This window comes from Pseudomonas sp. H11T01 (assembly GCF_048515765.1).
Taxonomy (GTDB): domain Bacteria; phylum Pseudomonadota; class Gammaproteobacteria; order Pseudomonadales; family Pseudomonadaceae; genus Aquipseudomonas.
Window position 1 is genome coordinate 195,645 of the sequence record NZ_JBLYED010000001.1, and the last position, 25,070, is coordinate 220,714.

Annotated in this window: 27 protein-coding genes and 1 pseudogene; 12 read left to right on the top strand and 16 right to left on the bottom strand. The window is 59.3% G+C overall.

Translation table 11 applies throughout. The annotated features are described in order from the left end of the window. Positions 1–48 precede the first annotated feature (48 nt). From ACN1C3_RS00955 to abc-f, 3 genes are all read right to left on the bottom strand, one after another. Positions 49–681: a LysE family transporter gene (locus tag ACN1C3_RS00955; protein WP_419113911.1), complete on the bottom strand. Its 633-nt coding sequence runs from the start codon at positions 679–681 to the stop codon at positions 49–51. A gap of 99 nt (positions 682–780) precedes the next feature. Further along, a complete protein-coding gene (locus ACN1C3_RS00960; RefSeq protein ID WP_419113912.1) occupies positions 781–1,377 on the bottom strand; it encodes a mechanosensitive ion channel domain-containing protein in 597 nt (198 codons plus the stop codon). Beyond that, the gene (abc-f, locus tag ACN1C3_RS00965) at positions 1,377–3,287 is read right to left on the bottom strand and encodes a ribosomal protection-like ABC-F family protein (RefSeq protein ID WP_419113913.1); all 1,911 of its coding nucleotides are present in this window, start codon (positions 3,285–3,287) and stop codon (positions 1,377–1,379) included. The genes ACN1C3_RS00960 and abc-f overlap by 1 nt, the downstream gene beginning before the upstream one ends. A 50-nt stretch (positions 3,288–3,337) precedes the next feature. Between abc-f and ACN1C3_RS00970 the strand changes: the two genes are divergently transcribed. Continuing rightward, entirely contained in the window at positions 3,338–3,802 is a 465-nt protein-coding gene (locus ACN1C3_RS00970; protein ID WP_419113914.1) for a TIGR02444 family protein, read from the top strand. On the opposite strand, the gene ACN1C3_RS00975 is transcribed toward ACN1C3_RS00970, so the two are convergent. Beyond that, the gene (locus ACN1C3_RS00975) at positions 3,799–4,896 is read right to left on the bottom strand and encodes an AlgP family protein (RefSeq protein WP_419113915.1); all 1,098 of its coding nucleotides are present in this window, start codon (positions 4,894–4,896) and stop codon (positions 3,799–3,801) included. The two genes, ACN1C3_RS00970 and ACN1C3_RS00975, sit on opposite strands and share 4 nt — an antisense overlap. 192 nt (positions 4,897–5,088) lie before the next feature. On the opposite strand from ACN1C3_RS00975, the gene ACN1C3_RS00980 reads away from it, so the two are divergent. Continuing rightward, a complete protein-coding gene (locus tag ACN1C3_RS00980; RefSeq protein ID WP_419113916.1) occupies positions 5,089–5,754 on the top strand; it encodes an FKBP-type peptidyl-prolyl cis-trans isomerase in 666 nt (221 codons plus the stop codon). A 72-nt stretch (positions 5,755–5,826) separates the two neighbouring features. Here the strand turns inward: ACN1C3_RS00980 and rsd are convergent, their stop codons facing one another. The 8 genes and pseudogenes from rsd to ACN1C3_RS01020 all read right to left on the bottom strand — a co-directional run. Continuing rightward, positions 5,827–6,285: a sigma D regulator gene (rsd, locus tag ACN1C3_RS00985; RefSeq protein ID WP_419113917.1), complete on the bottom strand. Its 459-nt coding sequence runs from the start codon at positions 6,283–6,285 to the stop codon at positions 5,827–5,829. Positions 6,286–6,494: 209 nt separating this feature from the next. Beyond that, the gene (locus ACN1C3_RS00990) at positions 6,495–7,013 is read right to left on the bottom strand and encodes a disulfide bond formation protein B (protein ID WP_419113918.1); all 519 of its coding nucleotides are present in this window, start codon (positions 7,011–7,013) and stop codon (positions 6,495–6,497) included. 237 nt (positions 7,014–7,250) lie between these two features. Then, positions 7,251–8,489, bottom strand: a complete 1,239-nt coding sequence (locus tag ACN1C3_RS00995) for a heme biosynthesis protein HemY (RefSeq protein ID WP_419113919.1) — start codon at positions 8,487–8,489, stop codon at positions 7,251–7,253. After that, on the bottom strand, positions 8,486–9,625 hold the full coding sequence (locus ACN1C3_RS01000) for a uroporphyrinogen-III C-methyltransferase (RefSeq protein WP_419113920.1): 1,140 nt from the start codon (positions 9,623–9,625) through the stop codon (positions 8,486–8,488). Before ACN1C3_RS01000 ends, ACN1C3_RS00995 begins: the two co-directional genes overlap by 4 nt. A gap of 16 nt (positions 9,626–9,641) precedes the next feature. Continuing rightward, positions 9,642–10,409 carry a uroporphyrinogen-III synthase gene (locus tag ACN1C3_RS01005; RefSeq protein ID WP_419113921.1) on the bottom strand — a complete coding sequence of 256 codons (768 nt, stop codon included), beginning with the start codon at positions 10,407–10,409 and terminating at the stop codon, positions 9,642–9,644. Further along, the gene (gene hemC / locus ACN1C3_RS01010; RefSeq protein ID WP_419113922.1) at positions 10,406–11,347 is read right to left on the bottom strand and encodes a hydroxymethylbilane synthase; all 942 of its coding nucleotides are present in this window, start codon (positions 11,345–11,347) and stop codon (positions 10,406–10,408) included. Before hemC ends, ACN1C3_RS01005 begins: the two co-directional genes overlap by 4 nt. 142 nt (positions 11,348–11,489) lie before the next feature. Next, entirely contained in the window at positions 11,490–12,236 is a 747-nt protein-coding gene (locus ACN1C3_RS01015) for a LytR/AlgR family response regulator transcription factor (protein WP_419113923.1), read from the bottom strand. Further along, positions 12,233–12,802 (bottom strand): annotated as a pseudogene (locus ACN1C3_RS01020) (sensor histidine kinase); the annotation flags it as partial. The gene ACN1C3_RS01015 and the pseudogene ACN1C3_RS01020, both read right to left, overlap by 4 nt. Positions 12,803–12,935: 133 nt before the next feature. Here ACN1C3_RS01020 and argH point away from each other — a divergent pair. Next, positions 12,936–14,330, top strand: coding sequence for an argininosuccinate lyase (gene argH, locus ACN1C3_RS01025; RefSeq protein WP_419113924.1), 1,395 nt, complete (start codon positions 12,936–12,938; stop codon positions 14,328–14,330). A gap of 134 nt (positions 14,331–14,464) precedes the next feature. On the opposite strand, the gene ACN1C3_RS01030 is transcribed toward argH, so the two are convergent. Further along, positions 14,465–15,124, bottom strand: a complete 660-nt coding sequence (locus ACN1C3_RS01030; RefSeq protein ID WP_419113925.1) for a glutathione S-transferase family protein — start codon at positions 15,122–15,124, stop codon at positions 14,465–14,467. A gap of 124 nt (positions 15,125–15,248) precedes the next feature. On the opposite strand from ACN1C3_RS01030, the gene ACN1C3_RS01035 reads away from it, so the two are divergent. The 3 genes from ACN1C3_RS01035 (at position 15,249) to ACN1C3_RS01045 (ending at position 19,077) form a co-directional block, all read left to right on the top strand. Then, positions 15,249–15,548, top strand: a complete 300-nt coding sequence (locus ACN1C3_RS01035; RefSeq protein ID WP_419113926.1) for a hypothetical protein — start codon at positions 15,249–15,251, stop codon at positions 15,546–15,548. A 251-nt stretch (positions 15,549–15,799) separates the two neighbouring features. After that, positions 15,800–16,045 (top strand): TIGR02647 family protein, encoded by a 246-nt coding sequence (locus ACN1C3_RS01040; protein ID WP_419113927.1) that lies wholly within the window; start codon positions 15,800–15,802, stop codon positions 16,043–16,045. Positions 16,046–16,227: 182 nt separating this feature from the next. Then, entirely contained in the window at positions 16,228–19,077 is a 2,850-nt protein-coding gene (locus tag ACN1C3_RS01045; protein WP_419113928.1) for a class I adenylate cyclase, read from the top strand. 6 nt (positions 19,078–19,083) lie between these two features. Here the strand turns inward: ACN1C3_RS01045 and rnk are convergent, their stop codons facing one another. From rnk to cyaY, 3 genes are all read right to left on the bottom strand, one after another. Next, positions 19,084–19,497: a nucleoside diphosphate kinase regulator gene (gene rnk, locus ACN1C3_RS01050; protein WP_419113929.1), complete on the bottom strand. Its 414-nt coding sequence runs from the start codon at positions 19,495–19,497 to the stop codon at positions 19,084–19,086. A gap of 160 nt (positions 19,498–19,657) precedes the next feature. Next, positions 19,658–19,876 (bottom strand): DUF1289 domain-containing protein, encoded by a 219-nt coding sequence (locus ACN1C3_RS01055; protein WP_419114221.1) that lies wholly within the window; start codon positions 19,874–19,876, stop codon positions 19,658–19,660. 4 nt (positions 19,877–19,880) lie between these two features. Further along, the gene (gene cyaY, locus ACN1C3_RS01060; RefSeq protein ID WP_419113930.1) at positions 19,881–20,213 is read right to left on the bottom strand and encodes an iron donor protein CyaY; all 333 of its coding nucleotides are present in this window, start codon (positions 20,211–20,213) and stop codon (positions 19,881–19,883) included. 217 nt (positions 20,214–20,430) lie between these two features. Here cyaY and lptM point away from each other — a divergent pair, with 217 nt between their 5' ends. Genes lptM through ACN1C3_RS01090 form a run of 6 tightly spaced genes read left to right on the top strand, consistent with a single transcriptional unit; the run spans position 20,431 to position 25,023 of the window. Further along, a complete protein-coding gene (gene lptM, locus ACN1C3_RS01065; RefSeq protein WP_419113931.1) occupies positions 20,431–20,589 on the top strand; it encodes an LPS translocon maturation chaperone LptM in 159 nt (52 codons plus the stop codon). A gap of 9 nt (positions 20,590–20,598) precedes the next feature. Further along, the gene (gene lysA, locus ACN1C3_RS01070) at positions 20,599–21,846 is read left to right on the top strand and encodes a diaminopimelate decarboxylase (protein ID WP_419113932.1); all 1,248 of its coding nucleotides are present in this window, start codon (positions 20,599–20,601) and stop codon (positions 21,844–21,846) included. A 4-nt stretch (positions 21,847–21,850) separates the two neighbouring features. Beyond that, a complete protein-coding gene (gene dapF, locus ACN1C3_RS01075) occupies positions 21,851–22,681 on the top strand; it encodes a diaminopimelate epimerase (protein WP_419113933.1) in 831 nt (276 codons plus the stop codon). A 13-nt stretch (positions 22,682–22,694) separates the two neighbouring features. Further along, on the top strand, positions 22,695–23,420 hold the full coding sequence (locus tag ACN1C3_RS01080; RefSeq protein WP_419113934.1) for a DUF484 family protein: 726 nt from the start codon (positions 22,695–22,697) through the stop codon (positions 23,418–23,420). A 2-nt stretch (positions 23,421–23,422) separates the two neighbouring features. Beyond that, on the top strand, positions 23,423–24,322 hold the full coding sequence (gene xerC / locus ACN1C3_RS01085) for a tyrosine recombinase XerC (RefSeq protein ID WP_419113935.1): 900 nt from the start codon (positions 23,423–23,425) through the stop codon (positions 24,320–24,322). Then, positions 24,319–25,023: an HAD family hydrolase gene (locus ACN1C3_RS01090; RefSeq protein WP_419113936.1), complete on the top strand. Its 705-nt coding sequence runs from the start codon at positions 24,319–24,321 to the stop codon at positions 25,021–25,023. The genes xerC and ACN1C3_RS01090 overlap by 4 nt, the downstream gene beginning before the upstream one ends. The last annotated feature ends 47 nt before the right edge of the window (positions 25,024–25,070 follow it).

A 25,070-nucleotide genomic window follows, 5' to 3' on the forward strand; every position in this document is an offset into this window, starting at 1 on the left:
AGCGAAAAAGGCGACCTCTTGAGGTCGCCTTTTTGGTGGGCGAAGCTTTTACACCGCTGCGCGGCGAATGGTCGCCAGCAACCCGGCTGCGCCGATAAACAAACCGGCGAAGGTGCGGTTCATGCGGCGCTGCTGCTTGGGTGTGCGCAACAAGCGCAGCACCTTTGAAGCAAGACCGGTGTAACCGGCCATCACGATCAAATCGACAATGATCATGGTCACACCGAGGATCAGGTACTGCGCCACCAGCGGCGCGTGCGGGTCGATGAACTGCGGCAACACCGCGAGCATGAACACCAGCGCCTTGGGGTTGCTGACGTTCACCAGAAAACCACGGAATACCAACGCCAGCGGTTTGCCGATCGGCCGAATCGCCGCGTCATCACTCATATCGCTCGGCAAGGCGCGCCATTGCTTGACCGCCAGATAGACCAAATAGACCACACCAAACCATTTGATCGCGTAGAACGCTGTAGCCGAAGCCGCGAGGATTGCGCCAACACCGGCCGCGACAATCGCAATCTGCATCGCCAGGCCTAGTTGCAGGCCCAAGGCGTTCCAGTAGCCGCGCCAGAAGCCGTATTGCAAACCGCAGGACATCGACGCAATGGCGCCGGCACCGGGAGACAGACTGATCACCCAGCAGGCGGCAAAAAACGCCAGCCATGTTTCAAGCACCATCGCACACCTCACTCAGACTCGTTATAGGTGTCTAAGCTAATGCGCCTTCTGGCGAATGACTACCGATTTTTTGTGGAGCGGGCGCTCTGCCGACCAGCGTTATCGGCTACCCGGCAGCTTTTCGCTGGCACTCAACGCAAACACATCACTGCCGCGCCAGCGGCGCACGGAGCGCTGGAAGAACAGACTGTTGGGGACTTGCACCATAGCGCTGCCGGTACCGAGCTCTTCGGCTTCGATCAGCGTGGTGTAAAGCAGATTGATCGCCACTACCCGGCCTTTGACGCCTGGCTTGTCGGTGGTGTCCACCAGTTCGACCACATCGCCCAGGCGAAACGGCCCGACGGTGAAGATCAAAATCGCGCAGAGCAGGTTGGAAAGCACACTCCACATGGCGAAGAACGCCACCGCAGCCACCGCGACAAACCCCGACAATGCCGTCCAGAGCACCGTCGCCGAGACGCCCAGGCGCTCTAGCACAAAGATCAGCGCGCTACCCATGATCAGCCAGCGCAAACCTCCGCGCAGCGGCATCAGCAATTGCGGTGGTAACGGATAACGCTGGCCCAGACGAGTCAAGCATTTGGCAACGAAACGCTGGGCTAGATAGCCGGCCAGCAGGATCAGCAGAATTTGCCCGACGAGCAACAGCGGCTCGATCCACACAGCAGACAACGGCAGCTTGAGCGCGTCCATCAGGACAGCGCCTCCAGCTCCGCCTGCATGCTTTCCAACAGTTCCAGTGCTTCCATCCAGGTCTCTTCCAGCTCGGCTTCGCGAACCTTCAGCTTGGCCTGTTCAGCCAGCAGATCGCGCAGCTCGTCCTTGCGCGAGGCCTCGTAGACCGCACTATCGCCCAGGCTGGCTTCTATCTTGGCGAGCTTCTCGTGGAGCTTGCCCAGCTCGGCTTCGAGCTTGTCAGCTTCACGTTTGTGCGGTGCCAACTGCTGACGCAACGCGGCGGCGGCCTGGCGCTGGGCTTTCTTGTCGGTTTTGTCTGCATTGACCGGCGAGTTGTTGACCGGCGCATTGCGCAGACGATAGTCAACCAGCCAGCGAGCGTAGTCTTCCAGGTCGCCGTCGAACTCCTGAACCTTGCCGTCGGCAACCAACAGGAACTCATCGGTGGTGCTTTTCAGCAAATGCCGATCGTGGGAGACCACCAATACCGCACCACTGAACTCCTGCAAGGCCATGGTCAGTGCCAGGCGCATTTCCAGGTCGAGGTGGTTGGTCGGTTCGTCGAGCAGCAACAGGTTAGGCCGGCCCCAGGCGATCAACGCCAGCGCCAGACGGGCCTTCTCGCCGCCGGAGAAATTCAGCACCGGCTCATCGATGCGCGCACCACGGAAGTCGAAACCGCCGAGAAAGTCGCGCAGGGTCTGCTCACGCTCGGTCGGCGCCAGCCGCTGCATATGCAGCAGCGGGCTGGCCTTGGAGTCGAGCGAGTCCAGCTGATGTTGGGCAAAATAGCCCACCACCAGGTTCTCGCCACGCACCAAACGACCGGCCAAAGGTTCCAGTTCACCCGAAAGGTTTTTGATCAGTGTCGACTTGCCCGCGCCGTTCGGGCCGAGCAGGCCGATCCGGGCGCCGGGGGTCAGCTGCAGTTTGACCTTTTCCAGTACGGTCTTCTCGCCATAACCCAAACGGGCGTCGGAAAGATCGAGCAACGGGCTGGAGATTTTCACCGACTCGCGGAAAACGAAATCGAAGGGTGAATCAACGTGGGCGGCGGACAATTCTTCCATGCGCTCCAGGGCCTTGATCCGGCTCTGGGCCTGACGGGCCTTGGTGGCCTGGGCCTTGAATCGCGCGATGTAGCTTTCCATGTGCGCACGCTGCGCCTGCTGCTTCTCGTAGGCTTGCTGCTGCTGAGCCAGACGTTCGGCACGGGCACGTTCGAAAGCGCTGTAACCACCGCGATAGAGGGTGATCTTGCGCTGATCGACGTGGGCCACATGGTCGACCACGGCATCGAGAAAATCCCGGTCGTGGGAAATCAGCAGCAACGTGCCGGGGTAGCTTTTGAGCCAGTCTTCGAGCCACAGAATGGCGTCGAGGTCCAAGTGGTTGGTCGGTTCGTCGAGCAGCAGCAGGTCCGACGGACACATCAGTGCCTGCGCCAGGTTCAGGCGCATCCGCCAGCCACCGGAGAAATCACCGACCTGGCGATCCATCTGCTCGTTGGTGAACCCCAGACCTGCGAGCAGCTTGCGCGCCCGGGCGTCTGCGGTGTAACCGTCGGCGCTGTCCAGTTCAGCATGCAGGCGCGCCTGAGCGGCACCGTCATGGGCCGCCTCGGCGTCCGCCAGCTCTCGCTGCACCTGTCGCAAGCGCAGGTCGCCATCGAGCACGTAGTCGACCGCCACCCGTTCAAGGGTATCGACCTCCTGGCGCATATGGGCGATACGCCAGTCCGCCGGCAGGAAGCAGTCGCCTGAATCAGGGGTCAGTTCACCCTGAAGCAACGCGAACAGGCTGGATTTACCGGCGCCATTGGCACCGATCAGGCCGGCTTTATGGCCGGCGTGCAGGGTCAGCTCGGCGTCTTCTAGAAGACGTTGCGGACCACGCTGTAATGTTAGGCTTTGAAGTCGAATCATAATGGCGGCGGAGTCTACCAGCTTCGCTCGCAACTGGCGCGAGTAGGAATATGTCCTCTGACCTGTGGAGCTCCACCCTCACCACCTACGCCCTGCCCGGCGTCGAAGGCGCATGCCTGGAATTGCAAGCGGCGGGTGCCAATGTCTGCCTGCTGCTGTGCGCGGTCTGGCTTGGTCAGCGTGGTGTGATGTGCAATGCACAACGCTTGCAGCAACTGCATCAGCTGGCCGGACCTTGGCATGACGATGTCGTGCAACCACTCCGGCAATTGCGTACGCAATGGCGAGCGCCGGCCCTTCAGGATGTGGAATTGAATATTTTGCGCGAACAAGTCAAAGCGCTGGAGCTCGAAGCGGAGCGGCAACTGTTGTTGCGTCTGGAGACGACGGCGCGAGATTGGTCAGAGTATGAAGCGAAGGATTTACCAGCCTGGCTGGAAGGATTGGCGGCGCAAGCCGCCAACCTGAACCGCGACGCGCTGAATAAACTGCGCGTCGCGGTAACCGTGGCTTAAGAAGCGCTGGTTGGGGTGGTACTTGCGGAGGCTGCTTGCGCTGCCGCAGGAGTGGCTGCTGGAGTGCTCGCAGTTGGGGCTGACGATGCGACAGGAGCGGGTGCTGGAGTCGCTGGCTTGGCCACAGCTGGAGCCGTTGCCGGTTTAGCGGCGGCGACCGGCTTTTTCACTGCCGGTTTTGCAGCAGGTTTGGCGGCTGCTTTTGCAGCAGCTGGTTTGGCTGCGGATGCAGGTTTCGCTGCAGCGGGTTTAGCAGCTGGTTTTACCGCCGCTTTAGCAGGCGCTTTTGCAGCAGCTGGTTTGGCTGCGGCCGGTTTGGCAGCCGGTTTGGCAGCGGCGGTTTTAGCAGCAGCCGGTTTTGCTGCAGGCTTGGCAGCCGCAGGTTTCGCCGCAGCCGTTTTGGCTGCTGGTTTTGCAGCGGTCGCTTTCGCGGCAGCGGGTTTGGCGGCAGCAGTTTTTGTAGCTACCGGTTTGGCAGCGGCAGGTTTCGCAGCAGTCGATTTAGCCGCTGGTTTGGCAGCGCTGGCAGCGACCGGTTTTTTCACCGCAGGTTTTGCAGCGGGTTTGCTCGCAGCTGTAGCTGGCGCCTTGGCGGCAGGTTTGGTTGCAGCTTTTACAGGTGCCTTGGCCGGTGCTTTAGCTGCCACCGGTTTGGTCGCTGGCTTCTTCGCCGGGGCAGCGGCAGGTTTGGCGGAGCGAAGGGTCAGCGCCTTAGCGACTGCTTCTTTCACACGACCAACGCCTTGGGCCAGTTTCAGGCTTTCCTGGGCATCACGCTTGAGTTGAAGAATGTAGGCACGGGTTTCGGATTGACGATCCTTGAGCGCATCAAGCAGGTCTTCAAGTTCCTTCACTGCGTCCTTGGCTTTAGCTTGTGCCTTGGCCTTACCGGCCGACGCGGCATCCTGCAGTTTGGTACGAGAGTTGTGCAGTTTTTCCTGAGCTTTTCCACGTTGCTTTTCCAGCTTGGCGAGCAGTTTTTCAGCATCAGCCAAGGCTTGGGAACAAGCGTTTTCCAAATGTTCGAGCAGGCTGCCCGAGAGCTGTTGGAGTAAGTGCAACGGAGTATTTACAGGCTTCTTATTGGCCGACATGGTTTACCTCCTGGCTGAAGTGTCTGCGGCTCATACTAGACCTCTGCTGCTACCGCCGCTAGGGCATGTTGACCGTATCGAATGCGCTACGTTGCAGCGAATTGAAAATGTTCTTCACGCCCTTGAAAGTTGCTCCGCCGTCAGCGCGCTCACGCTGGCATAATCCCTCGCATCTCAGGCCGGAGAGTGTCCATGTCGCGTTACCTTTTTTTATCGTTGTGCGTGTTTTTTTCCGTGGTCCAGGCCGCAGAAAAAACCAAGGAAAATGACGCTCACGATCTCGCTTACAGTCTAGGCGCGAGCCTCGGCGAACGCCTGCGTCAAGAGGTTCCCGATCTTGAAATTCAAGCATTGGTGGACGGGTTGCAACAGGCCTACCAAGGCAAGCCGTTGGCACTCAAAGACGAGCGGATTCAACAGATCCTTGCCAAGCACGAAGCTGAGGTCACAGAGAAATCGACTCGACCTCAAAGCGAAGTTGCCCTCGAAACGGAGCGTCGTTTTCTTACAGCTGAAAAAGCCAAGCCAGGCGTTCGCGAATTGGCGGATGGAATTCTGTTGACCGAGTTGACACCTGGCAACGGTCCAAAGGCGGGACCCAACGGCAGCGTCCAGGTTCGCTATATCGGTCGCCTGCCCGACGGTACGGTGTTCGATCAGAACAATCAGCCGCAGTGGTTTCGCCTAGACAGTGTGATCAACGGATGGCGCAGCGCATTGCAGCAAATGCCCACCGGCGCGAAGTGGCGCTTGGTCATTCCATCAGCCCAGGCATACGGTGCCGACGGAGCAGGCGACCTGATTGCGCCCTTCACACCGCTGGTTTTCGAAATTGAATTGCTCGGCGCCACTGGCTGAGCGATAGCGCACCAACGAAAAACGGCGCGCATAGCGCACCGTTTCGATGATCTTTTTCGCGAAAGCGAATACTCAGGCCTGGGCTGGAGCCTCTTCTTTGTGAGCCGTGTGCAGCACTTCGATCAGGCAATCTTCCAGTTCGAAGCGCTCATGCAACAGCCCGCCCAACTCTTTGAATTTTTCCGCAACGCACTTTCCAGCGTCACAGAGATCGTTGAACGCCAACAGCTTCTCGGTGATCACATCGATGCGCGGGTAAATCGTTTCGGCCAACTCCAGTCCACGCTTGTCACCAAACGCTTTGGCTTCACCGGTCAGCTGTTCGTAAATCTCGAAATGCCCGGCAGAAACGTAATCGACCAGAATTCCGCAGAATTCGCGCAACGGTTTTCGGTTCTCGCCCAGAGCTTCTGGCTCGGCGCCGAGAGCATCATAGGCCCGCACCAGTTCGTGACGCTCCTGCAACCAACGGTCAATCAGCAGATGCACTCCACCCCAGCGTTCCTGAGCATTCTGACAACTTTCGAGCATGGTCTCTCTTCCCTTATGGGTCGTGCCGTTCTACACCCGCCGCAAGACTTGAATGATCAAGATTCGGCCAAGCAGAACGCCACTGAACAACATAATTCCAATAACACGTGCGGGCCAGATTATGCCCGCACGACAACTGCTTCAAGGTACGCAGGAGATAAAGTTCATACAAGCGTTTAATCCTGAACCTTATCTCAGAGCGACGACCGTCACCTGGCGGCCATCCCGTATGTGGAGCGCAGGAAGTTCAGAAGCTGAAAAATGCCCAGGATCAACATCCCGGCAAAGAACAACAGGCTCCATTCGGGGATACTCATATCGAACAGCGTCCATGAAACGTCTGCGCAATCTGCCGCCCCCTGGAAGGTTTTCTTCAACGCACATAGCCAAGACATGTTCCCAAGCATGTACTCGAGGCTGGGCGAACACGTCGACCACTGTTCCGGTGGTGCACTCTGGCGCAACACATGGCGCCATGCGGTGACCATTCCGCCCAGACAACTGAGCACGCTCAATAACCAATACACGTAACAACCCGAACGTTTGGGCCCATGCACGACTGCCATCAGGCAAATGGCCGTGAACACGATCAGAAAGAACCGCTGCACGATACACAGCGAGCAAGGTTCGAGCCCGGCGGCATATTCCAGGTAGAGCGAAGCGGCCAAGGCCAGAGCACCTGCGATGAACGCCATAAAGAATAAGGAGCGTGAGCGGGCCAAAAGCATGGCTTATCCGTAACAGAAGAGACAGGTCGTTACGGTAGAGGAAAGCGCTCAACCCTTTCAAGGCGGACCGTAGAGGACACTTCCTCCAGACTGTAAGGAATTCCCGACAGAAAAGAGGGGATCAGGTGTAGTCCCCTGTAAGACGCTGCCATTGTGGACAGTCATGCGCAGAATAATCTGCCATTTCGGAACGGCTGACCCCACCTTGGCGGGAGAGCCAGCCATCCGTGGCGTGCTTTACACGTGAGCCGGTACCGGCAGAGGTGACGCCAGCAAGCGTTCGTCCAAAAGAACCAGTCCTTCCTGAAAGAGCTGATTGCTGCGCTCGGTATCACCCAATTGAGCCAGCAACCGTGCGAGCTCGGCACAGGCCTCTGGATTACGCTGCACACGCAAGCTGCTCTCCAGATAATCACGCGCCTTGCCCCACAGACTGCTCTGCAGACACAGACGACCAAGGGTCAGCAGCAGGCTTGGATCCTGAGGGTGATCTTTCAACCAACCCTCGGCGACTTGCAATTGCCGCGCAGGGTCACTGCCTCGCAGCAACCCGTAAAGTCGGGCAAGATGGCTGTCATATTTGCGTTTGAGGGCAGCACGCAGAATCTCCTCGGCCTCGACTTCCGCGTCCAATTGGCGCAGCTGTTCGGCATAGGCAAGCACCAGTTGCGGCTCCTGGCGCTGAGCGGAAGTGAGTTGCTCCCACGCACGATTGAGCGACTGCAAACCGACCGTCCCATCTTCTTCCCGCCGAGCGGCCAAGGTGAGATTTTCACCCCAGGCTCTGCGCTCCAGTTCAGCCAGCTCGCTGGGTGGCAGAGCCTTGTCTTTACGCAGCTCCGGCAACAGACGGATTACCGCCGACCAATCGCCCCTCTGCTGATGCAGACGCTGCAACTGACGCAGGACTTGAATGCTATGCGGATGGCGCTCATGCATGGCTTGCAGTGTAACGAGCGCGCCGTCCGTATCATTGCGGTCGGTCTGCAGCTGTGCGTGACTCAAAGCAATCGCCAACTCGGCCTGAGGCTGGCGCTCAAGGGCTCGCTCAAGCAGGCTGTCGCTTTCGTCATAAAGGCCCTGCTCGTTCGCCGCTCGCGCAGCACCGAGGTAGTACAGCAACGGTTGACGTTCGGCTTCGGCAGCGCGGTGCAAATGCCGTTGAGCGCTCGCCCAACGGCCCTCAGCGAGGTCCATCTGGCCGTGCTCGATCGCTATTTGCACACGGCGACTGCGGTTGCGTCGCGACCATGGATTGACCACTCCACCGGACGTCGTCAGCAGCTCGATCAGCACCTTCACCCCCCAAGCCACCAGCCAGATGACCGCCAACAGAGCGAGGGTCGCCCACAGGCTCGACTCATAGCGAAAGTTCTTGTACGCGATCAGGACATAGCCTGCGTGCTCGGCGATCGCCAGCCCCAGCAACGCCGCAGCAGCGATGACCACAAACAGAATCACATAGAAGCGTTTCATGGGCTGGTCTCCTGCGCAGTGTTCGCCGCAGGCTTGGCGGGAGTTTTCACCGATTCCTCGGCACTCACATTTCGACGCTCCAGGTAGGCCTGGACCGTGCTCAAGGTCGTCGTCAGATCAGGGGTAATGACCGTAACCGGCTGCTTGCTCAGCTCAACGACACGCTCGAACATCACTTTGCTTTGCGGGTTGTCCTGGTTGAAGTTGTTTTTGAGAACATCACGGGCCTCGGCCAACGCCTGGGTGTAAACCGGTGCCTGGCCGTTCAGCGCAGCCCATTGCGCCTGCTCGAGCGCCAGGCTGAGCGCCAGCCGCACCTGAGTCAGGCCTTGGCCCGCCAGCAGCGGTCGAATGTTTTTGTCGGCGTTGAAGTCGATGCGGATATATCGCGAGATTTCAGCCCACCACTGCGACCAGCGACTGGCACCATCACCATCGGCAGTCAGACCCAGCAGCGACTCGCCACGATCCTGATACTCAGGTGCCAACGCACTGAGTTCGATCACTTGATCACGCAAGGCCCCCAGTTGCAGGAACAGCCCGGTACGGTCCGGCTGTTCAGTACTGCGAAGCGCGGCAAGGCTCTTTGCCAACTGCTCACGGGCAGCAAAGGAGGCGGGATCATTCTGTTCGCGAAGGATCTCGTCGGCACCTTGCACCAACGCCCGGGCACTGCTGATGTCTTGCAATGCCGACAGGCGCAGGCTGGCCAGACGCAGCAAGTGCTCGGCTTCGGCCAGACGCCAGTCCTTGCGGCTGGCACCCAAAACGGATTCAAGTCGCTGACCCAGGCGCTGCTGATCGCCTTGCAGTTGCGCCAACAGACGTCGCCGACTTTCCAGCTCCTCAGCAGCGGGCAATTGCTCCAGCTGAGCCGTCAGACGCTGCTCGCTGAGCTTGAGGGTTTGAGCCTGATCGCCAAGCGCCTGCAACTGTCCGAGCTGCTGCTGGGTATTAGCTTGCAGGCTGCGAACCTGCCAAATCCCCCAACCGCCAGCTGCGATACCCGCAGCCCCCAACAACAAGGCCAGAATCACCAAGCCATTGCCTCGGCGTTGCGGGGCAATGGTTGCAGGCTCAATCGGCTCGTCGAGCACTGGCTGGACTTCATCTTTAGGCAAGGTTGTTTCGCTCACGTATCCATCCTTTGCGTTAGAGAACGGGCACGGGGTGCTCCCGTAACGCCGTTAGCAGAGCCACGGCGCTGGCGCCGCGACAATCCACAACTTTTTGGGCCCCGGCAGCACGCGCCATATCCGCGACCCGAGGGCTTGGAACAAACAACGGCAACCGCGCCAACTCGGGCCAGGCTGTGCCTGCCAATTGGTGCAGGTGCGAAAAACCCTGCCCACTGCTGACCACCAGGCCGTTGAGGCGTTCCGCGGCAATCCGCTGTGGCAGGGCCGCGGCTCCATACTGCGGCAGGCCGCGACGATAGAGCTCCAGATAATCGACACTAGCACCTTGCTCGTGCAAACGCTCCGCCAGTAGCTCGCGCCCGCCCTCGCCACGCATGATCAAAACGCGTGCGTCGGGCCGCGCGATAGCCTCTCGCAACTGCGGCAGTTCAAGCAAGGCCTCGCTGTCGTCACCCTCCTGAGGAGCGCTCACATCAAGACCGTAGTCGGACAAAATTTGCGCAGTGGCCGCGCCCACGCTGAACCAGCGCTGGATGGGTCGCTGCGGCCAGTACTGGTCGAGCAGATCCATACCCAGCCGGGCAGCGGGCTTACTGACTACAATCACCGCACAGTAAAGATCCAGGTCGAGAATCATGGCGCGCTGTGCGCCAGAGACTGGCAGCGCCTCGATTTCCAGCAACGGCAAGCTGCTGCTGAAAACGCCGTGCTCATTCAGAACCGCGGCCAGCGCCGCGGACTCATCCGTCGGCCGGGTCAGCAGCAGACGCCAGCCCTTCACTCTTCGCCGGCCTCGCCGTAGACCGCTTGCAGAATGGCGTCCGCCCCTTGGGCCAACAGGTCTTCAGCCACTTGAACACCCAGTGCCGCCGCCGCACTTTGCGGACCACGGGCCTCGGCGCTGAGCAGCAGACCACCGGCCGGATCTCCGACCAGGCCGCGCAACCAGATCTGCTCGCCTTCGAGCACGGCGTAGCAGGCAATCGGCACTTGGCAGCCACCATTCAGGCGTTTGTTAAGAGCACGTTCAGCGGTGACCCGAGTGGCGGTGTCCTGGTGATGCAGAGGCGCGAGCAAGGCATGAATTTCGGTATCGACGCTGCGGCATTCGATGCCGACGGCACCCTGCCCGCCCGCCGGCAAACTGTCGTCGACACTGATCGAGGAACTGATGCGATCTTCGAAGCCCAAGCGAATCAAGCCGGCGGCCGCCAGAATGATTGCGTCGTACTCACCCGCATCCAGTTTGGCCAGACGCGTATTGACGTTACCGCGCAGGAAGCGGATTTGCAGATCAGGTCGACGCGTCAGCAACTGAGCCTGGCGGCGCAGGCTGGAGGTACCGACCACGCTGGCGTGGGGCAAGTCATCGAGGCTGGAGTAAGTATTGGAGACGAATGCATCGCGCGGGTCTTCGCGCTCGCAGATGCAAAACAGACCGAGCCCTTCAGGGAAGTCCATCGGCACGTCTTTCATCGAGTGCACGGCGATGTCGGCTTCGTGTGCGAGCAGAGCAGTTTCCAGTTCTTTGACGAACAGGCCCTTGCCGCCGATTTTCGACAGCGGTGAGTCGAGCAGCTTGTCGCCGCGACTGACCATGGGTACCAGCGTCACGACCAGACCAGGATGAGCTTCTTCCAGACGGGCTTTGACGTATTCGGCCTGCCACAAGGCCAAGGCACTTTTGCGGGTAGCGATGCGGATTTCGCGAGAGGACATGGATCAATCAATCCGTACTGAATAGATACGGCAGATAATAACAGCTCAGCCAAATCAGCTTTGACTTGAATCAGAAACTGCGCGGCCTCCATGGTCTCGCCTGGCCTGTGACGAGGTTTGAGATCCGCGCGCAGGCGCCGGACTAAAGCTGCTGCATCATCTTGCGCACGCCGGCCACATGACGTCGACTGACGATCAGAGCATCGCCATTGAGGCCTTTGAGAAAAAGCTGAAAATGCCCAAGAGGTGTGCGCTGCAAGCGCTCGATCCGCTCGCGGGCCACCAGCGCATTGCGATGGATCCGTACAAAGCGGTCACCAAACTCGTCTTCGAGAGCCTTCAGCGGTTCGTCCAGCAGAACCTCACCACCTTCATGGCGCAGGGTCACGTATTTGTGGTCTGCAATGAAATAGACAACCTGATCCAAGGGAATCAGCTCGATACCTTTTCGGGTTCGCGCACTGATATGGCTGCGCGGACCGCTGCCGCTTTCTGCTGCCGGACGGGTCAGGGCAGCAAGCTGGACGCGGTTGGGTCGCTCGGCTTTTTTCAATGCTTCAAGCAGGAGCTCGGAGCGTACGGGTTTGATCAGATAGCCCATTTCACTGACCTGGAAAGCCTCCAGGGCAAATTCGTCATTGGCCGTGCAAAACACCAGCGCTGGTGGCGTCTCGCGCTCGCACAGCCTGGCCGCTACTTGCAAGCCATCAAGGCCGGGCATGCGGATATCGAGCAACACGACATCCGGCTTCAGGCTGTCAATCAAGGCCAGTGCTTCTTCGCCATTGGTGGCGCTCGGCTCCAGGACACTGTAACCCTCGAGTTCGCTGACCATACGGCTCAGTCTCTCGCGGGCCAGGGGTTCGTCATCAACGATCAGGACATTCATATTGCGCTGGATTCCTGCGTGAGTCTCGCACAAGGATAGCGTAGACAGGTGACGTGACATCCGTCACGGCGATCCACGCTAAGACTAGCGCGAGGGCCAAAAAGTGCCCCGAGTCGGGAACCTATATTTACCAGTGCCCGCTGATTACCGTTCGAAGCACGCTCTGACGTGGCATCGTCGTAGGGATTGTTGATACACAATACAAACACCCCTCTTTTTATAGCTGGCTTCTCTGCTGACCACATCGCCGTCGATTCGCGGCGCGGCTTGATGGATCAAAGTGTTCTCTAACAACGGTTGCAAGGTCAGTTGCGCAACAGGCAAATCATCTGCATTTATGCTGTTCCTCTAGTCCAACTGTAGACGCTCGCCAAGACGATATTGCTCTATCGATAAATATCGTTTCGCCAACGTCAGCTCATCACGCCAAAACCGCAGGTTTGCGAGCTTGCCAAGCTTGCCCGGAACAGGTCGTAAAAGCCACGCATCACCTGCTCGGCCAGACATGGATTGATCACCAGAGCTGGCAATACGCCACGATCCCAGTGTCCGCGCACACGGGTTCGACGGCAAGGCGCCAAGTGTCCCTCGGAGAAATAAAAAACGTACCGACCAGTGTCAACGACAGGATTGGCAACCCTGTTATTATCCGCGGCAGCTTTTCACGCCATTTTCCTTCAGCAGATCACGAGCGAATTCATGAGCACTGACAAGACCAATCAGTCCTGGGGCGGCCGCTTCAGTGAACCCGTCGACGCCTTCGTTGCCCGCTTCACCGCCTCCGTCACCTTCGACCAGCGCCTCTATCGCCACGACATCATGGGTTCGATTGCCCACGCCACGATGCTGGCCAAAGTCGGCGTTTTGACCGATGTCGAGCGCGACACCATCATCGATGGCCTGAAGACCATCCAGAGCGAAATCGAAACCGGTACGTTCGACTGGCGCATCGACCTTGAAGATGTGCACATGAACATCGAAGCCCGTCTGACTGACCGCATCGGCGTCACCGGCAAGAAGCTGCACACCGGCCGTAGCCGTAACGACCAAGTGGCGACCGATATCCGCCTGTGGCTGCGTGACGAAATCGACCTGATCCTGGGCGAAATCACCCGCCTGCAAAAAGGTCTGCTGGAACAGGCAGAGCGCGAATCAGGCACCATCATGCCCGGCTTCACCCACCTGCAAACCGCACAGCCCGTGACCTTCGGTCATCACATGCTGGCTTGGTTCGAAATGCTCAGCCGCGACTACGAGCGTCTGGTGGACTGCCGCAAGCGCACCAACCGCATGCCATTGGGCAGCGCCGCGCTGGCCGGTACCACTTACCCGATCGACCGCGAGCTGACTGCCCAATTGCTGGGCTTCGACGCTGTTGGCGGCAACTCGCTGGACAACGTCTCGGATCGCGACTTCGCCATCGAATTCTGCTCGGCCGCAAGCATCGCAATGATGCACCTGTCGCGCTTCTCCGAAGAGCTGGTGCTGTGGACCAGCGCGCAATTCCAGTTCATCGATTTGCCTGATCGCTTCTGCACCGGCAGCTCGATCATGCCGCAAAAGAAAAACCCTGATGTACCTGAACTGGTTCGCGGCAAGAGTGGCCGGGTGTTCGGCGCGCTGATGGGTCTGCTGACTTTGATGAAGGGCCAACCATTGGCCTACAACAAGGACAACCAGGAAGACAAGGAACCGCTGTTCGATGCCGCCGATACGCTACGCGATTCGCTGCGGGCCTTTGCCGACATGATCCCGGCGATCAAGCCCAAGCACGCCATCATGCGTGAAGCGGCGCTGCGCGGTTTCTCCACTGCCACCGACCTTGCCGACTATCTGGTGCGCCGCGGCCTGCCCTTCCGCGACTGCCACGAAATCGTCGGCCATGCTGTGAAGTATGGTGTGGAAAGCGGTAAGGACCTGGCGGAAATGAGCCTGGAAGAATTGCGCAAGTTCAGCGACCAGATCGAGCAGGATGTGTTTGCCGTGCTGACCCTGGAAGGCTCGGTCAATGCTCGCGATCATATCGGCGGTACCGCGCCCAATCAGGTGAAGGCTGCAGTGGTTCGCGGGCAAGCGTTGCTCGCCAGCCGCTAAAAGCATCGCGAGCAAGCCCGCTCCCACAAGATTTTCGGCTGGCCACAAATTTGTGATCAGCGTAGATCCAGTGTGGGAGCGGCGGTGCGGCGATCCGACTTGCTCGCGATGGCTGTCTTGGAATCGCTACAAATCTACTTCTTGGAAGCGATCATCGCCAGGAACCCCGGCATTGCCGCATCCTTGTCTGCTGCGATCCGCTGTGCATGCGGTGTCTGCTCCAGACGTTCAAGCAGTGCTTTGGCTGCCGGCAACCCGGCCAGAAAATCCAGATCGAACAGCTTTTTGCCGACTGCACAGGCCAGGCTGACGCTGTAGAGAAAGTACAGATCCGCCACGCTCAAACTGTCGCCCGCCACATACGGCGCGAACTTGCCATGTCGACCCAGTGAAGCAAATCCCAGCAACAGTTCCGCCCTGGATTTTTCCTTGATTGCCTCAGGCACTGGCATGCCAAAGAACGCCTCGGCAAAACACGCGCGGGCCGGCAACTCGATGTACAGCTCGATTTCCTTGGCCAGTGCCAGCACCTCAGCCCGCTGAAAGGGGTCACTGGGCAGCAGTGCCGGGCCTGGCTGGGTTTGTTCGATGTACTCGAGGATCACGCTGGTTTCATTGATGAAACCTTGCTCGACACCCAGCACCGGGACTTTTCCGCGCGGGCTGATGGCGAGTGTTTCCGGGCTTTGATCGGGATAAAACGGCACTTCTTCAAACGGCAGTCCCTTCTCCAGCAACGCCAGCTTGACCATGTTGTAGTAGTTGCTGACTGAAAATCCATAAAGCTTGAGCATCACAAAGCCTCCAGGCCGTGTAGGGGTTGGCAGCACACGTTATAGAACCTCAACTGAAGTCTGACCAGCAGCATCAAATCGCTGAATGCAGTTAAACTGGCCGTCTTTCCTTGAGGAGCCTGCCATGAGCGAGCCAACCCCCGGCACCAACCAAAACGACGACAACGACGAAGAAGATTTCACCGAAACCACTTTGATCGAAGCGATCGAGAACCAAATTGAAAGCGACAACCCGCCAGCAGCCAAAGCGACGCTCAACAAACTGACCCTGGTCGGTTACGAGCGCGAAGAAATCCTGCAACTGATGGCCCATGTGCTTGCCGTCGAGATCGATGCGATCCTTGAAGAAGACCGTGCGTTCAATACCGAATGGTACGAGGCTGCGCTGCGAGCATTGCCGGAGTTGCCGCCAGAGAAGAAATAACACCCCGCAGAACCAGGCTCCTACACAAAATCCCCCGTAGGAGCTGCCGCAGGTTCGGGCCGAGTTCGGACGATCTCTTGATCTTCGCGCCCACCATAAATGCCACTGGCCGCGAAAAGATCGCAGCCTGCGGCAGCTCCTACGTCACCTGCACGACACAAAAACGTTGTGACCCAACACTGGACAGCCCGTCGAAGTGCGTTCACCTTATGAGGCGCTATCGTCTAATTCCTAGAAAGTCTGGAGTCCTTATGTCGCTTACCCCTGAGTTGGTTGCCGAACTGGAAATCCTTGCACTCTTCAACCTGGACAGTTCCCAGGAAGGTCTGAAAATTCATCAGACCGCCGCCCCGAAAGCCATCGCTGCTGCACAACGGCTGTTCGAAAAAGAACTGATCACCCAAACCGATGGTGGTTATCTGACCAGCCTGGGTCGGGACGCCGCTCAGCATGTGCAAACATTGCTGACTATTCTGACCGTTCAAGAAACCGCATAAAGACCAGCGCATTGCCCACGGGATCCTCCCTAACGGATTCCGCGGGCACACTGTTGCCACGCGATAAAACCCTGACGTCAAAAAATAAAATTCAGCTTAAAGGCCGAAGCCTCGAGGCTGTAAACTGCTCGCCGTCCTGAGGCCTCCCACGTTCGAGCTCCGCGAGCCGGTTTGAGTTTGAAATGACCCGCACCCATGAAATCCGCCCCGATCTGGACGAGGGAATCGATCGCAAGGTTCTCAGCCAGCTGCGCGCGCGATTTCTGAAACTCAACGAGGGCCGCATGGCCCGCGCGATGGAAGGGTTGTCACCACGCCAGCAAGTGGTTTTGACCTTGTTGCCGCTGTTCTTTCACGTCAACCACCCCTTATTACCGGGTTACGTTTCTGGCAGCACACCGGCCGGGCTGTCGAATTTCGAGCCCGACCCGCAGGCCCTCGTCGAAGCCCAGCGCCTTACCCGCTCCTTCTCTTACAAAGCTCGCCACAGCAATTCACCGCAGCCGATCCATGGTCTGTTTTTGATGGGCAGCCTGGGCACATTGGCTCAGGCCGACCAAAGCGACATGGACGTATGGGTTTGCCATGCACCGAACCTGAGCGAGAACGAACTCGCCGAGTTGCGCAAGAAATGCCAGCTGCTGGAAACCTGGGCTACCAGCCAAGGCGCCGAGGCACACTTCTTCCTGATCGACCCCAGCCGCTTCGCGCACGGCGAACGCGATACTCAATTGAGCTCAGAGGACTGCGGCACTACTCAGCACTATTTGCTGCTGGACGAGTTCTACCGCACTGCCATCTGGCTGGCCGGGCGTACACCGTTGTGGTGGTTGGTGCCGGTGTACGAAGAGCCACGCTATGACCAATACACCCATACGCTGCTGTCGAAACGCTTTATTCGCGCCGATGAAACCCTTGATCTTGGCCACTTGGCGTACATTCCGCCCGGCGAGTTCATTGGCGCGGGGCTCTGGCAGTTGTACAAGGGCATCGAGTCACCCTACAAGTCGGTGCTCAAGCTATTGCTGACCGAGGTCTACGCCAGCGAACACCCGAAAGTCGAATGCCTGAGCCTTCGCTTCAAGCAAGCCGTGTTCGCCAATCACCTCGACCTGGATGAGCTGGACCCCTATATCGTGGTCTATCGTCGCATCGAGGAATACCTCAAGGCTCGCGGCGAACCGGAACGCCTGGAACTGGTACGCCGCAGCCTGTACCTGAAGGTCAACCGCAAGCTCACCGGCACCACCGCTCAGCGCAACAAAACCTGGCAGCGTCTGTTACTTGAGCGCCTGGCCCGTGAATGGGGCTGGGATCAACGCCAACTGGCGATGCTCGACAGTCGCAGTCAGTGGAAAGTCCGCCAGGTCAGCGCCGAACGCCGGGCACTGGTTAACGAGCTGAACTACAGCTATCGCTTCCTGACCCAGTTCGCCCGCACCGAACAAACCGTCAGCCTGATCAATAAACGTGACCTCATGATTCTTGGCCGGCGACTGTACGCAGCCTTCGAACGCAAGGCCGACAAGATCGAGTTCATCAACCCTGGCATTGCTCCGGATCTGGCCGAAGACACGTTGACCCTGGTGCAATCACCCAACCGCAAAGAACCCGGACAAACTCACTGGAGCTTGTACAACGGCAGCCTGAAAGCCCTCGAGTGGGAGCATTTCGCGCCGATCAAGCGCAATCGCGGGCTGTTGGAATTGTTGACCTGGTGTCATCGCAACGGCGTGATCGACAGCAGCACCCGCCTCGCGCTGCACCCCGGCAGCAGTGACTTGAGCGAGTTCGAGCTGTTCAACCTGCTGGGCAGCCTGCAACAGAGCATCGTTTTACCGCTGACGGGCGTCAGCGAAGAACAGTTGCTGCAGGCCAGTGTGCCGAGCGAAGTGCTGATTCTGGTGAATGTCGCCATTGACCCGCTCAAGCATCATCGCGAGCTGAATATCCTGATGACCACCGAGCGTACGGACTCACTGAGTTACGCTGGAGTCAGGGAGAATCTGGTGCTGACCCTCGATCAGGTCACACTCAACAGCTGGAACGAGGTGCTGGTCAGCCGCTACGACGGCGCACACGCGCTGCTCGACTGTCTGGGCAACTACCTCAACAACCTGCCGAGCGAATCTCGGCAGCCTCGCTTGCGGGTTCGTTGCTTTTGCCATAACCGTGCCCGGTTCATCGCCCGGCGAGTCGAAGAAATCTTCGACACCGCGCAGAACCTGCTGCTCAGCAAGCTCAATCATCGTTACCTGATTCAGGTGCAGCAGCACTATCACGTGCTGGAGCTGGTCCCCGGCAAGGTCAATCATGTCGACCTGACCAGCCTGCCAGCGCTGCTCGATTACCTCGCAAAAGAACAGGCGCACTACAGCCCGCTGCACCTGGACCCAATGGCGCTGGAAGAACACGATCTGGCGCTGATCCTGCCCATGGGGCAGCCCGAATGCATTCAGGTGTTCTACCGGATCAATGAGTCCCAGGCCGAGCTGTATGTGCTGGATGAGTTCAACGCTCTGTGGCAGCAGCGTGCGCCGTATCACGATGAGCAAAGTCTCCTGGTGCCGCTGCAACGCTTCCTGCAATCGATTCTGTATCGTCGCGATGCGCTGTTGCCGCTGAACGCAGCCCGGCCCATGGCGAGCCTGGAAACCCTGTATTACCAGCTGCTGCCATCCGGCATCGGGCGCGCTCGACGCGTCGAGCCGCGACCGGCGCCGCAGACGCCGGTGAACAAGCCGTTCTATGACGTCCAGGCGATTATTGGCAAAGCCGCACGCGGGCAGGTGCAGGTCACCCTGTATTGCAATCAGCGAGAGTTTTGCGAACTGGAATACGGCGACCAGCTGTTTACCGTAGTCGCCCAGGAAATCGTCGGGCAGCGCCGCGAGGCGGAGCGCTACCGCTGCTACATCACCGATCTGGACCTGTCCGGTCTGCTCGGTGATGTTCAGAGCCCAAGCAATCTTTACTTGCGGTACAAGGCTGATCTGGAACGAGCGCTCAATGACGCGCTCGAACAGGTCTGAGGCGAATCAGAACTTACATTCACCGCCATCTTTGGGTTGGAACTCAACCTCGAGCAACTTCAGCTTCAGGGTTTTGCCACCCGGAGCCGGCCAGTCGATGTGCTGGCCAGCCTGCAAACCGAGCAGCGCGCTACCGACCGGCGCGAGAATCGAAATCTTGCCCTCGTCAGCATTCGCGTCCTGTGGATAAACCAGGGTCAGGTGGTAGTCCTTGCCGCTGCTTTCTTCACGGCAGTGCACACGCGAATTCATGGTCACGACACCGGCGGGCACTTCCTCGTGACCAACCACGGTATCGGCGCGATCCAGCTCGGCTTGCAGCGCGACGACGCCCGGCAGCGTGTCATCCAGGCTGTCGATCAGGCGTTCGAGACGTTGAACGTCCAGGCGGGTGAGTATGATGGAAGGTGCGGTGCTCATGATTCAGGCAGACTCCTTTTTTCTGCACGATAAAAGCAAAACCCCGCCAAAAAAGGCGGGGTTTTCACGTGCCTCGATCAGGTGAGGCGTACCCGGACACTATCACAGCTCAATAAATATACAAGCCAGTGCGACGCAGCCCCCTCGCCACAATGATTCGTCAGACTGAGGGTTTGCGCTGTTGGGCCTGCTCGCAAATCACCCGCCGGCGCTCGTCGTCTGCCGAGCGCCACTCGCGGATGTCTTCGACATGGCGAAAGCACCCGAGACAGACTTTCTGCTCATCCAGCCGGCACAAACTGATGCACGGTGAGGGCACGGCCGGGCTGACGTTGCTGTACAGCGGTTTGGCGGGACGCACTGGAGCCGATTGCGCCACGGTTTCAGAGACCTTCGAAGTCGAGTTTCGCATCGGCCTGCTCAAGAACGATGCGCTCCAGCATTTCGCCAAGCTGCTCTTCGCTCTTGTCGCACATCCAGCGCTCGCTTTCTTCGTCGTAGTCGAAGTGGAAACCACCGGAACGCGCAGCCAGCCACAGCTGACGCAAAGGCTCCTGTCGGCTGAAGATCACCTGGCTGCCATTTTCGAACTCAACAGTGAGCACACCGGCCGAGCTCTCCAGATCAACATCCAGTTCGCTCTCATCGAAAATATCTTCCAGCGTCTGTTGGGTAGCATCGACCAGATCGTGGAAGCGGGCTTCAGTCAAACTCATTGCAGGAACCTCAAAAAGTGTCTACTCACGCTCAAGCGCCGCAAGATACGGGCGCGTCCAGGCGAATGCAAAGGATACCGATCAAGCGCTCGGCAGTGGCATAAATTATCCGTCCAAGCACGTCAAACCCCCGCCAGACGGCCAGCGGCCCGCATAGGCAAGCTGTCGGGTGGCCGGTATACTCCGGCGCAATTAACGCATTTTCAAGGATTTCGCCATGAAGCGCCTGATCTCTTCCCTTGCTGCGCTCGTCGCGGTTGCCTGCCTTGTTGCTGCCTGTGGTCAAAAAGGCCCGCTGTATCTTCCCGATGACAGCAAATCTCCTGAAGACCAAGCAAAGTCGCAATCAAAATCGCACAAGCACGACACCTACTAAGGGAACACCATGGACGCTTTTAACTACCGTGACGGCGAGCTGTTCGCGGAAGGTGTAGCCCTGTCCGCCATCGCTGAGCGCTTTGGTACACCGACCTACGTCTACTCCCGCGCGCACATCGAAGCGCAATACCTGGCTTTCGCCGATGCCCTGAGCGGCATGCCGCATCTGGTCTGCTTCGCGGTCAAGGCCAACTCCAACCTGGGTGTACTGAATGTCCTGGCGCGTTTGGGCGCTGGTTTTGACATCGTCTCCCGTGGCGAGCTGGAACGTGTTCTGGCCGCTGGCGGTCAGGCTGACAAGATCGTCTTCTCCGGCGTCGGCAAGACCCGTGACGACATGCGTCGCGCTCTGGAAGTCGGCGTGCACTGCTTCAACGTCGAGTCCACCGACGAGCTTGAACGCCTGCAAGTGGTGGCCGCCGAGCTGGGCGTTCGCGCGCCGATCTCGCTGCGGGTCAACCCGGACGTCGATGCCGGCACCCACCCGTACATTTCTACCGGTTTGAAAGAAAACAAATTCGGCATCGCCATTGCCGACGCCGAAGACGTGTACGTCCGCGCCGCGCAATTGCCCAACCTGGAAGTGGTCGGCGTCGATTGCCATATCGGTTCGCAACTGACCAGCCTGCCGCCATTCCTCGACGCCCTCGACCGCCTTCTGGCCTTGGTCGATCGTCTTGGCGATTGCGGAATCTACCTGCGCCACATCGATCTCGGTGGCGGCCTCGGCGTACGTTATCGCGATGAAGAGCCGCCGCTGGCCGGGGATTACATCAAAGCCGTGCGCGAACGCCTGGAAGGTCGCGAACTGGCACTGGTGTTTGAACCGGGCCGCTTCATTGTGGCCAACGCCGGCGTTCTGCTGACTCAGGTCGAATACCTCAAGCACACTGAACACAAAGACTTCGCCATTGTCGACGCAGCCATGAACGACCTGATCCGCCCGGCGCTGTATCAAGCCTGGATGGACGTCACGGCGGTGCGCCCTCGCGATACTCAGGCTCGTGCCTACGACATCGTCGGGCCGATCTGCGAAACCGGCGACTTCCTGGCCAAGGATCGTCAACTGGCGCTGGAAGAAGGCGACTTGCTCGCCGTGCATTCGGCGGGTGCCTACGGGTTTGTCATGAGCTCCAACTACAACACCCGCGGCCGTACCGCCGAAGTGCTCGTAGATGGTGATCAGGCTTTTGAAGTGCGTCGCCGCGAGACGGTAGCCGAGTTGTTTGCTGGCGAAAGCCTGCTGCCGGAGTAAAACCATGCTGCTGCGCTTTACCAAGATGCACGGCCTGGGCAATGACTTCATGGTTCTCGACCTGGTCAGCCAGCACGCGCACATTTTGCCCAAGCACGCCAAGCAATGGGGCGACCGGCACACCGGCGTCGGCTTTGATCAACTGCTGATCGTCGAAGCACCGAGCAATCCGGACGTGGATTTCCGTTATCGGATCTTCAACGCTGACGGTTCCGAAGTGGAACAGTGCGGCAACGGTGCGCGCTGCTTCGCCCGTTTCGTTCTCGATAAACGCCTGACCGCAAAACGGCAGCTGCGGGTCGAGACCAAAAGCGGCATTATCGAACTGGATATCCGTAGCGACGGTCAAATCGGCGTCAATATGGGCCCGCCGCGCCTGGTTCCGGCAGACATTCCATTTCAAGCCGAGGCTCAGGCCTCGAGCTATCCGGTCGAAGTGGACGGCAAGACCGTCGAGCTGGCCGCGGTGTCCATGGGTAACCCGCATGCGGTGTTGCGCGTGAGCGATATCAACAACGCGCCGGTGCATGAACTGGGACCGAAAATCGAAAACCACCCGCGCTTTCCGGCACGGGTCAACGTCGGTTTTCTCCAGGTCATCGACCGCCAACGGGCGCAGTTGCGCGTCTGGGAACGCGGCACTGGGGAAACCCAGGCTTGCGGGACCGGTGCCTGCGCAGCAGCAGTGGCCGCGATCAGCCAGGGGTGGATGGATTCGCCACTATTGATCGACCTGCCCGGCGGGCGCCTGTCCATTGAATGGGCCGGCCCCGGTCAACCGGTGATGATGACCGGCCCGGCAGTGCGCGTATACGAAGGACAGGTGCGTCTATGAGTGAGCGAAATCCATGACCGATAAGCCCCAGGTTCCAGCCCGACAGCCCGACGAATCCCCTTCCGAAAGCCTTGAGGCGTTGGCAGTTGCCGCGTACCTGGAGGCTCATCCGGATTTCTTCGTCGACCACGAAGAACTGCTTCCGGCATTACGCATTCCCCATCAGCGCGGCGACACTATTTCCCTGGTCGAGCGCCAGTTGAAACTGCTGCGCGAACGCAATATCGAGATGCGTCATCGCCTCTCGCAATTGATGGACGTCGCTCGCGACAATGATCGGCTTTTCGAAAAGACCCGCCGGCTGATTCTCGCGCTCATGGACGCCAGCAGCCTGGAAGACGTCGTCATTTCAGTCGAAGACAGTCTGCGCCAGGACTTTCAGGTGCCTTTTGTCAGCCTGATTCTGTTCAGTGACACCGCCCTCCCGGTCGGTCGCTGGGTCACCAGCGCCGAAGCGCAACAAGCCATCGGCGGCCTGCTGTCGGAAGGCAAAACCGTCAGCGGCAGTTTGCGTGAGCACGAGTTGGACTTCCTGTTCGGCGAAGAACAGCGTAAGCAAATTGGCTCCACGGCCGTCGTCGCCCTCAGCCACCAAGGCCTGCACGGCGTACTGGCCATCGCCAGCCGCGATCCACAGCATTACAAAAGCTCGGTTGGCACGCTGTTCCTGAGCTACATCGCCGAAGTCATGGGCCGCGTGCTGCCGCGCATCCACAACTCCTTACGCTCGGTACGCTGACCATGGAACGACAACTGGACGCCTATTGCGCTCACCTGCGCAGTGAGCGCCAAGTGTCACCCCATACCCTGGAAGCCTACCGCCGCGACCTGAACAAAGTGCTGGCGTACTGCGAGAAACAGCAGATTTCCAGCTGGTCCACCCTGGATATCCAGCGCCTGCGCAGCCTGATCGCCCGCCTGCATTCACAAGGCCAGTCTTCTCGTAGCCTGGCGCGCCTGCTTTCGGCGGTTCGCGGTCTCTACCACTACCTGAACCGCGAAGGCCTCTGCGATCACGATCCGGCCAACGGACTGACGCCGCCCAAAGGTGAACGTCGGCTACCCAAGACCCTCGATACCGATCGCGCGCTGCAACTGCTTGATGGCGCGGTCGAGGATGACTTTCTGGCTCATCGTGATCAGGCGATTCTGGAGCTGTTCTACTCCTCCGGCCTGCGCCTCTCGGAACTGACCGGGCTCAATCTCGATCAGCTTGATTTAGCAGATGGGCTGGTTCAAGTTCTCGGCAAAGGCAGTAAGACACGGGTTCTTCCAGTCGGCAAGAAGGCTCGGGAAGCCTTGCAGCTGTGGTTGCCGCTCCGCGCCCTGACCAACCCGGCAGACGACGCGGTATTTGTCAGCCAGCAAGGCCGACGTTTAGGCCCGCGGGCGATTCAGTTGCGAGTGAAAGCCGCCGGTGAGCGCGAGCTGGGGCAGAATCTTCATCCGCACATGCTTCGGCACTCATTCGCCAGTCACTTGCTGGAGTCCTCCCAAGACTTGCGCGCGGTACAGGAGTTGCTCGGCCACTCGGACATCAAGACCACGCAGATTTACACTCATCTGGATTTCCAGCATCTGGCGTCGGTCTACGACAGCGCCCATCCTCGGGCCAAACGCAACAAAGGCGGTGAGCAATGACGATCAAACTGATCACTTTCGACCTCGACGACACCCTGTGGGACACCGCCCCGGTCATCGTCAGCGCGGAAGCGGTGCTGCGAGAGTGGCTGGCGCAACAGGCGCCGGACCTCGGCGGCGTGCCTGTCGAACACCTCTGGGCGATCCGTGAACGGGTCCTGAGCAACGAGCCCGGCCTCAAGCACCGGATCAGCGCCTTGCGGCGCAAAGTGTTGTTCCATGCACTGGAGGAAGCCGGTTACGCTCATCAGCAAGCGTTGGAGCTGGCCGATCAGGGTTTTGAAGTGTTTCTGCATGCGCGGCATCAACTCGAGATCTTTCCCGAGGTGCAGCCGACCCTTGAAGCCCTCGCCAGGCACTACACGCTGGGGGTGGTCACCAACGGCAATGCCGATGTTCGCCGACTGGGTCTTGCGGACTACTTCAAGTTTGCCCTTTGCGCGGAAGACATTGGCATTGCCAAGCCGGATTCGCGGCTGTTCCACGAAGCCTTGCAGCGTGGTGAGGCGACAGCGCAAACCGCCGTGCACATCGGCGACCATCCTGGGGATGACATAGCCGGCGCCCAGCAGGCCGGGCTGCGGGCGATCTGGTTCAACCCGGCGGGTAAAGTGTGGGAAGCTGAGAAGGCGCCGGATGCGGAGATTCGCAGTTTGACTGAATTGCCTGAGTTGCTGGCACGGTGGAGCGCCCAACACTGAACCTGAATATCACACACCCCCCGTGGGAGCGAGCTTGCTCGCGATAG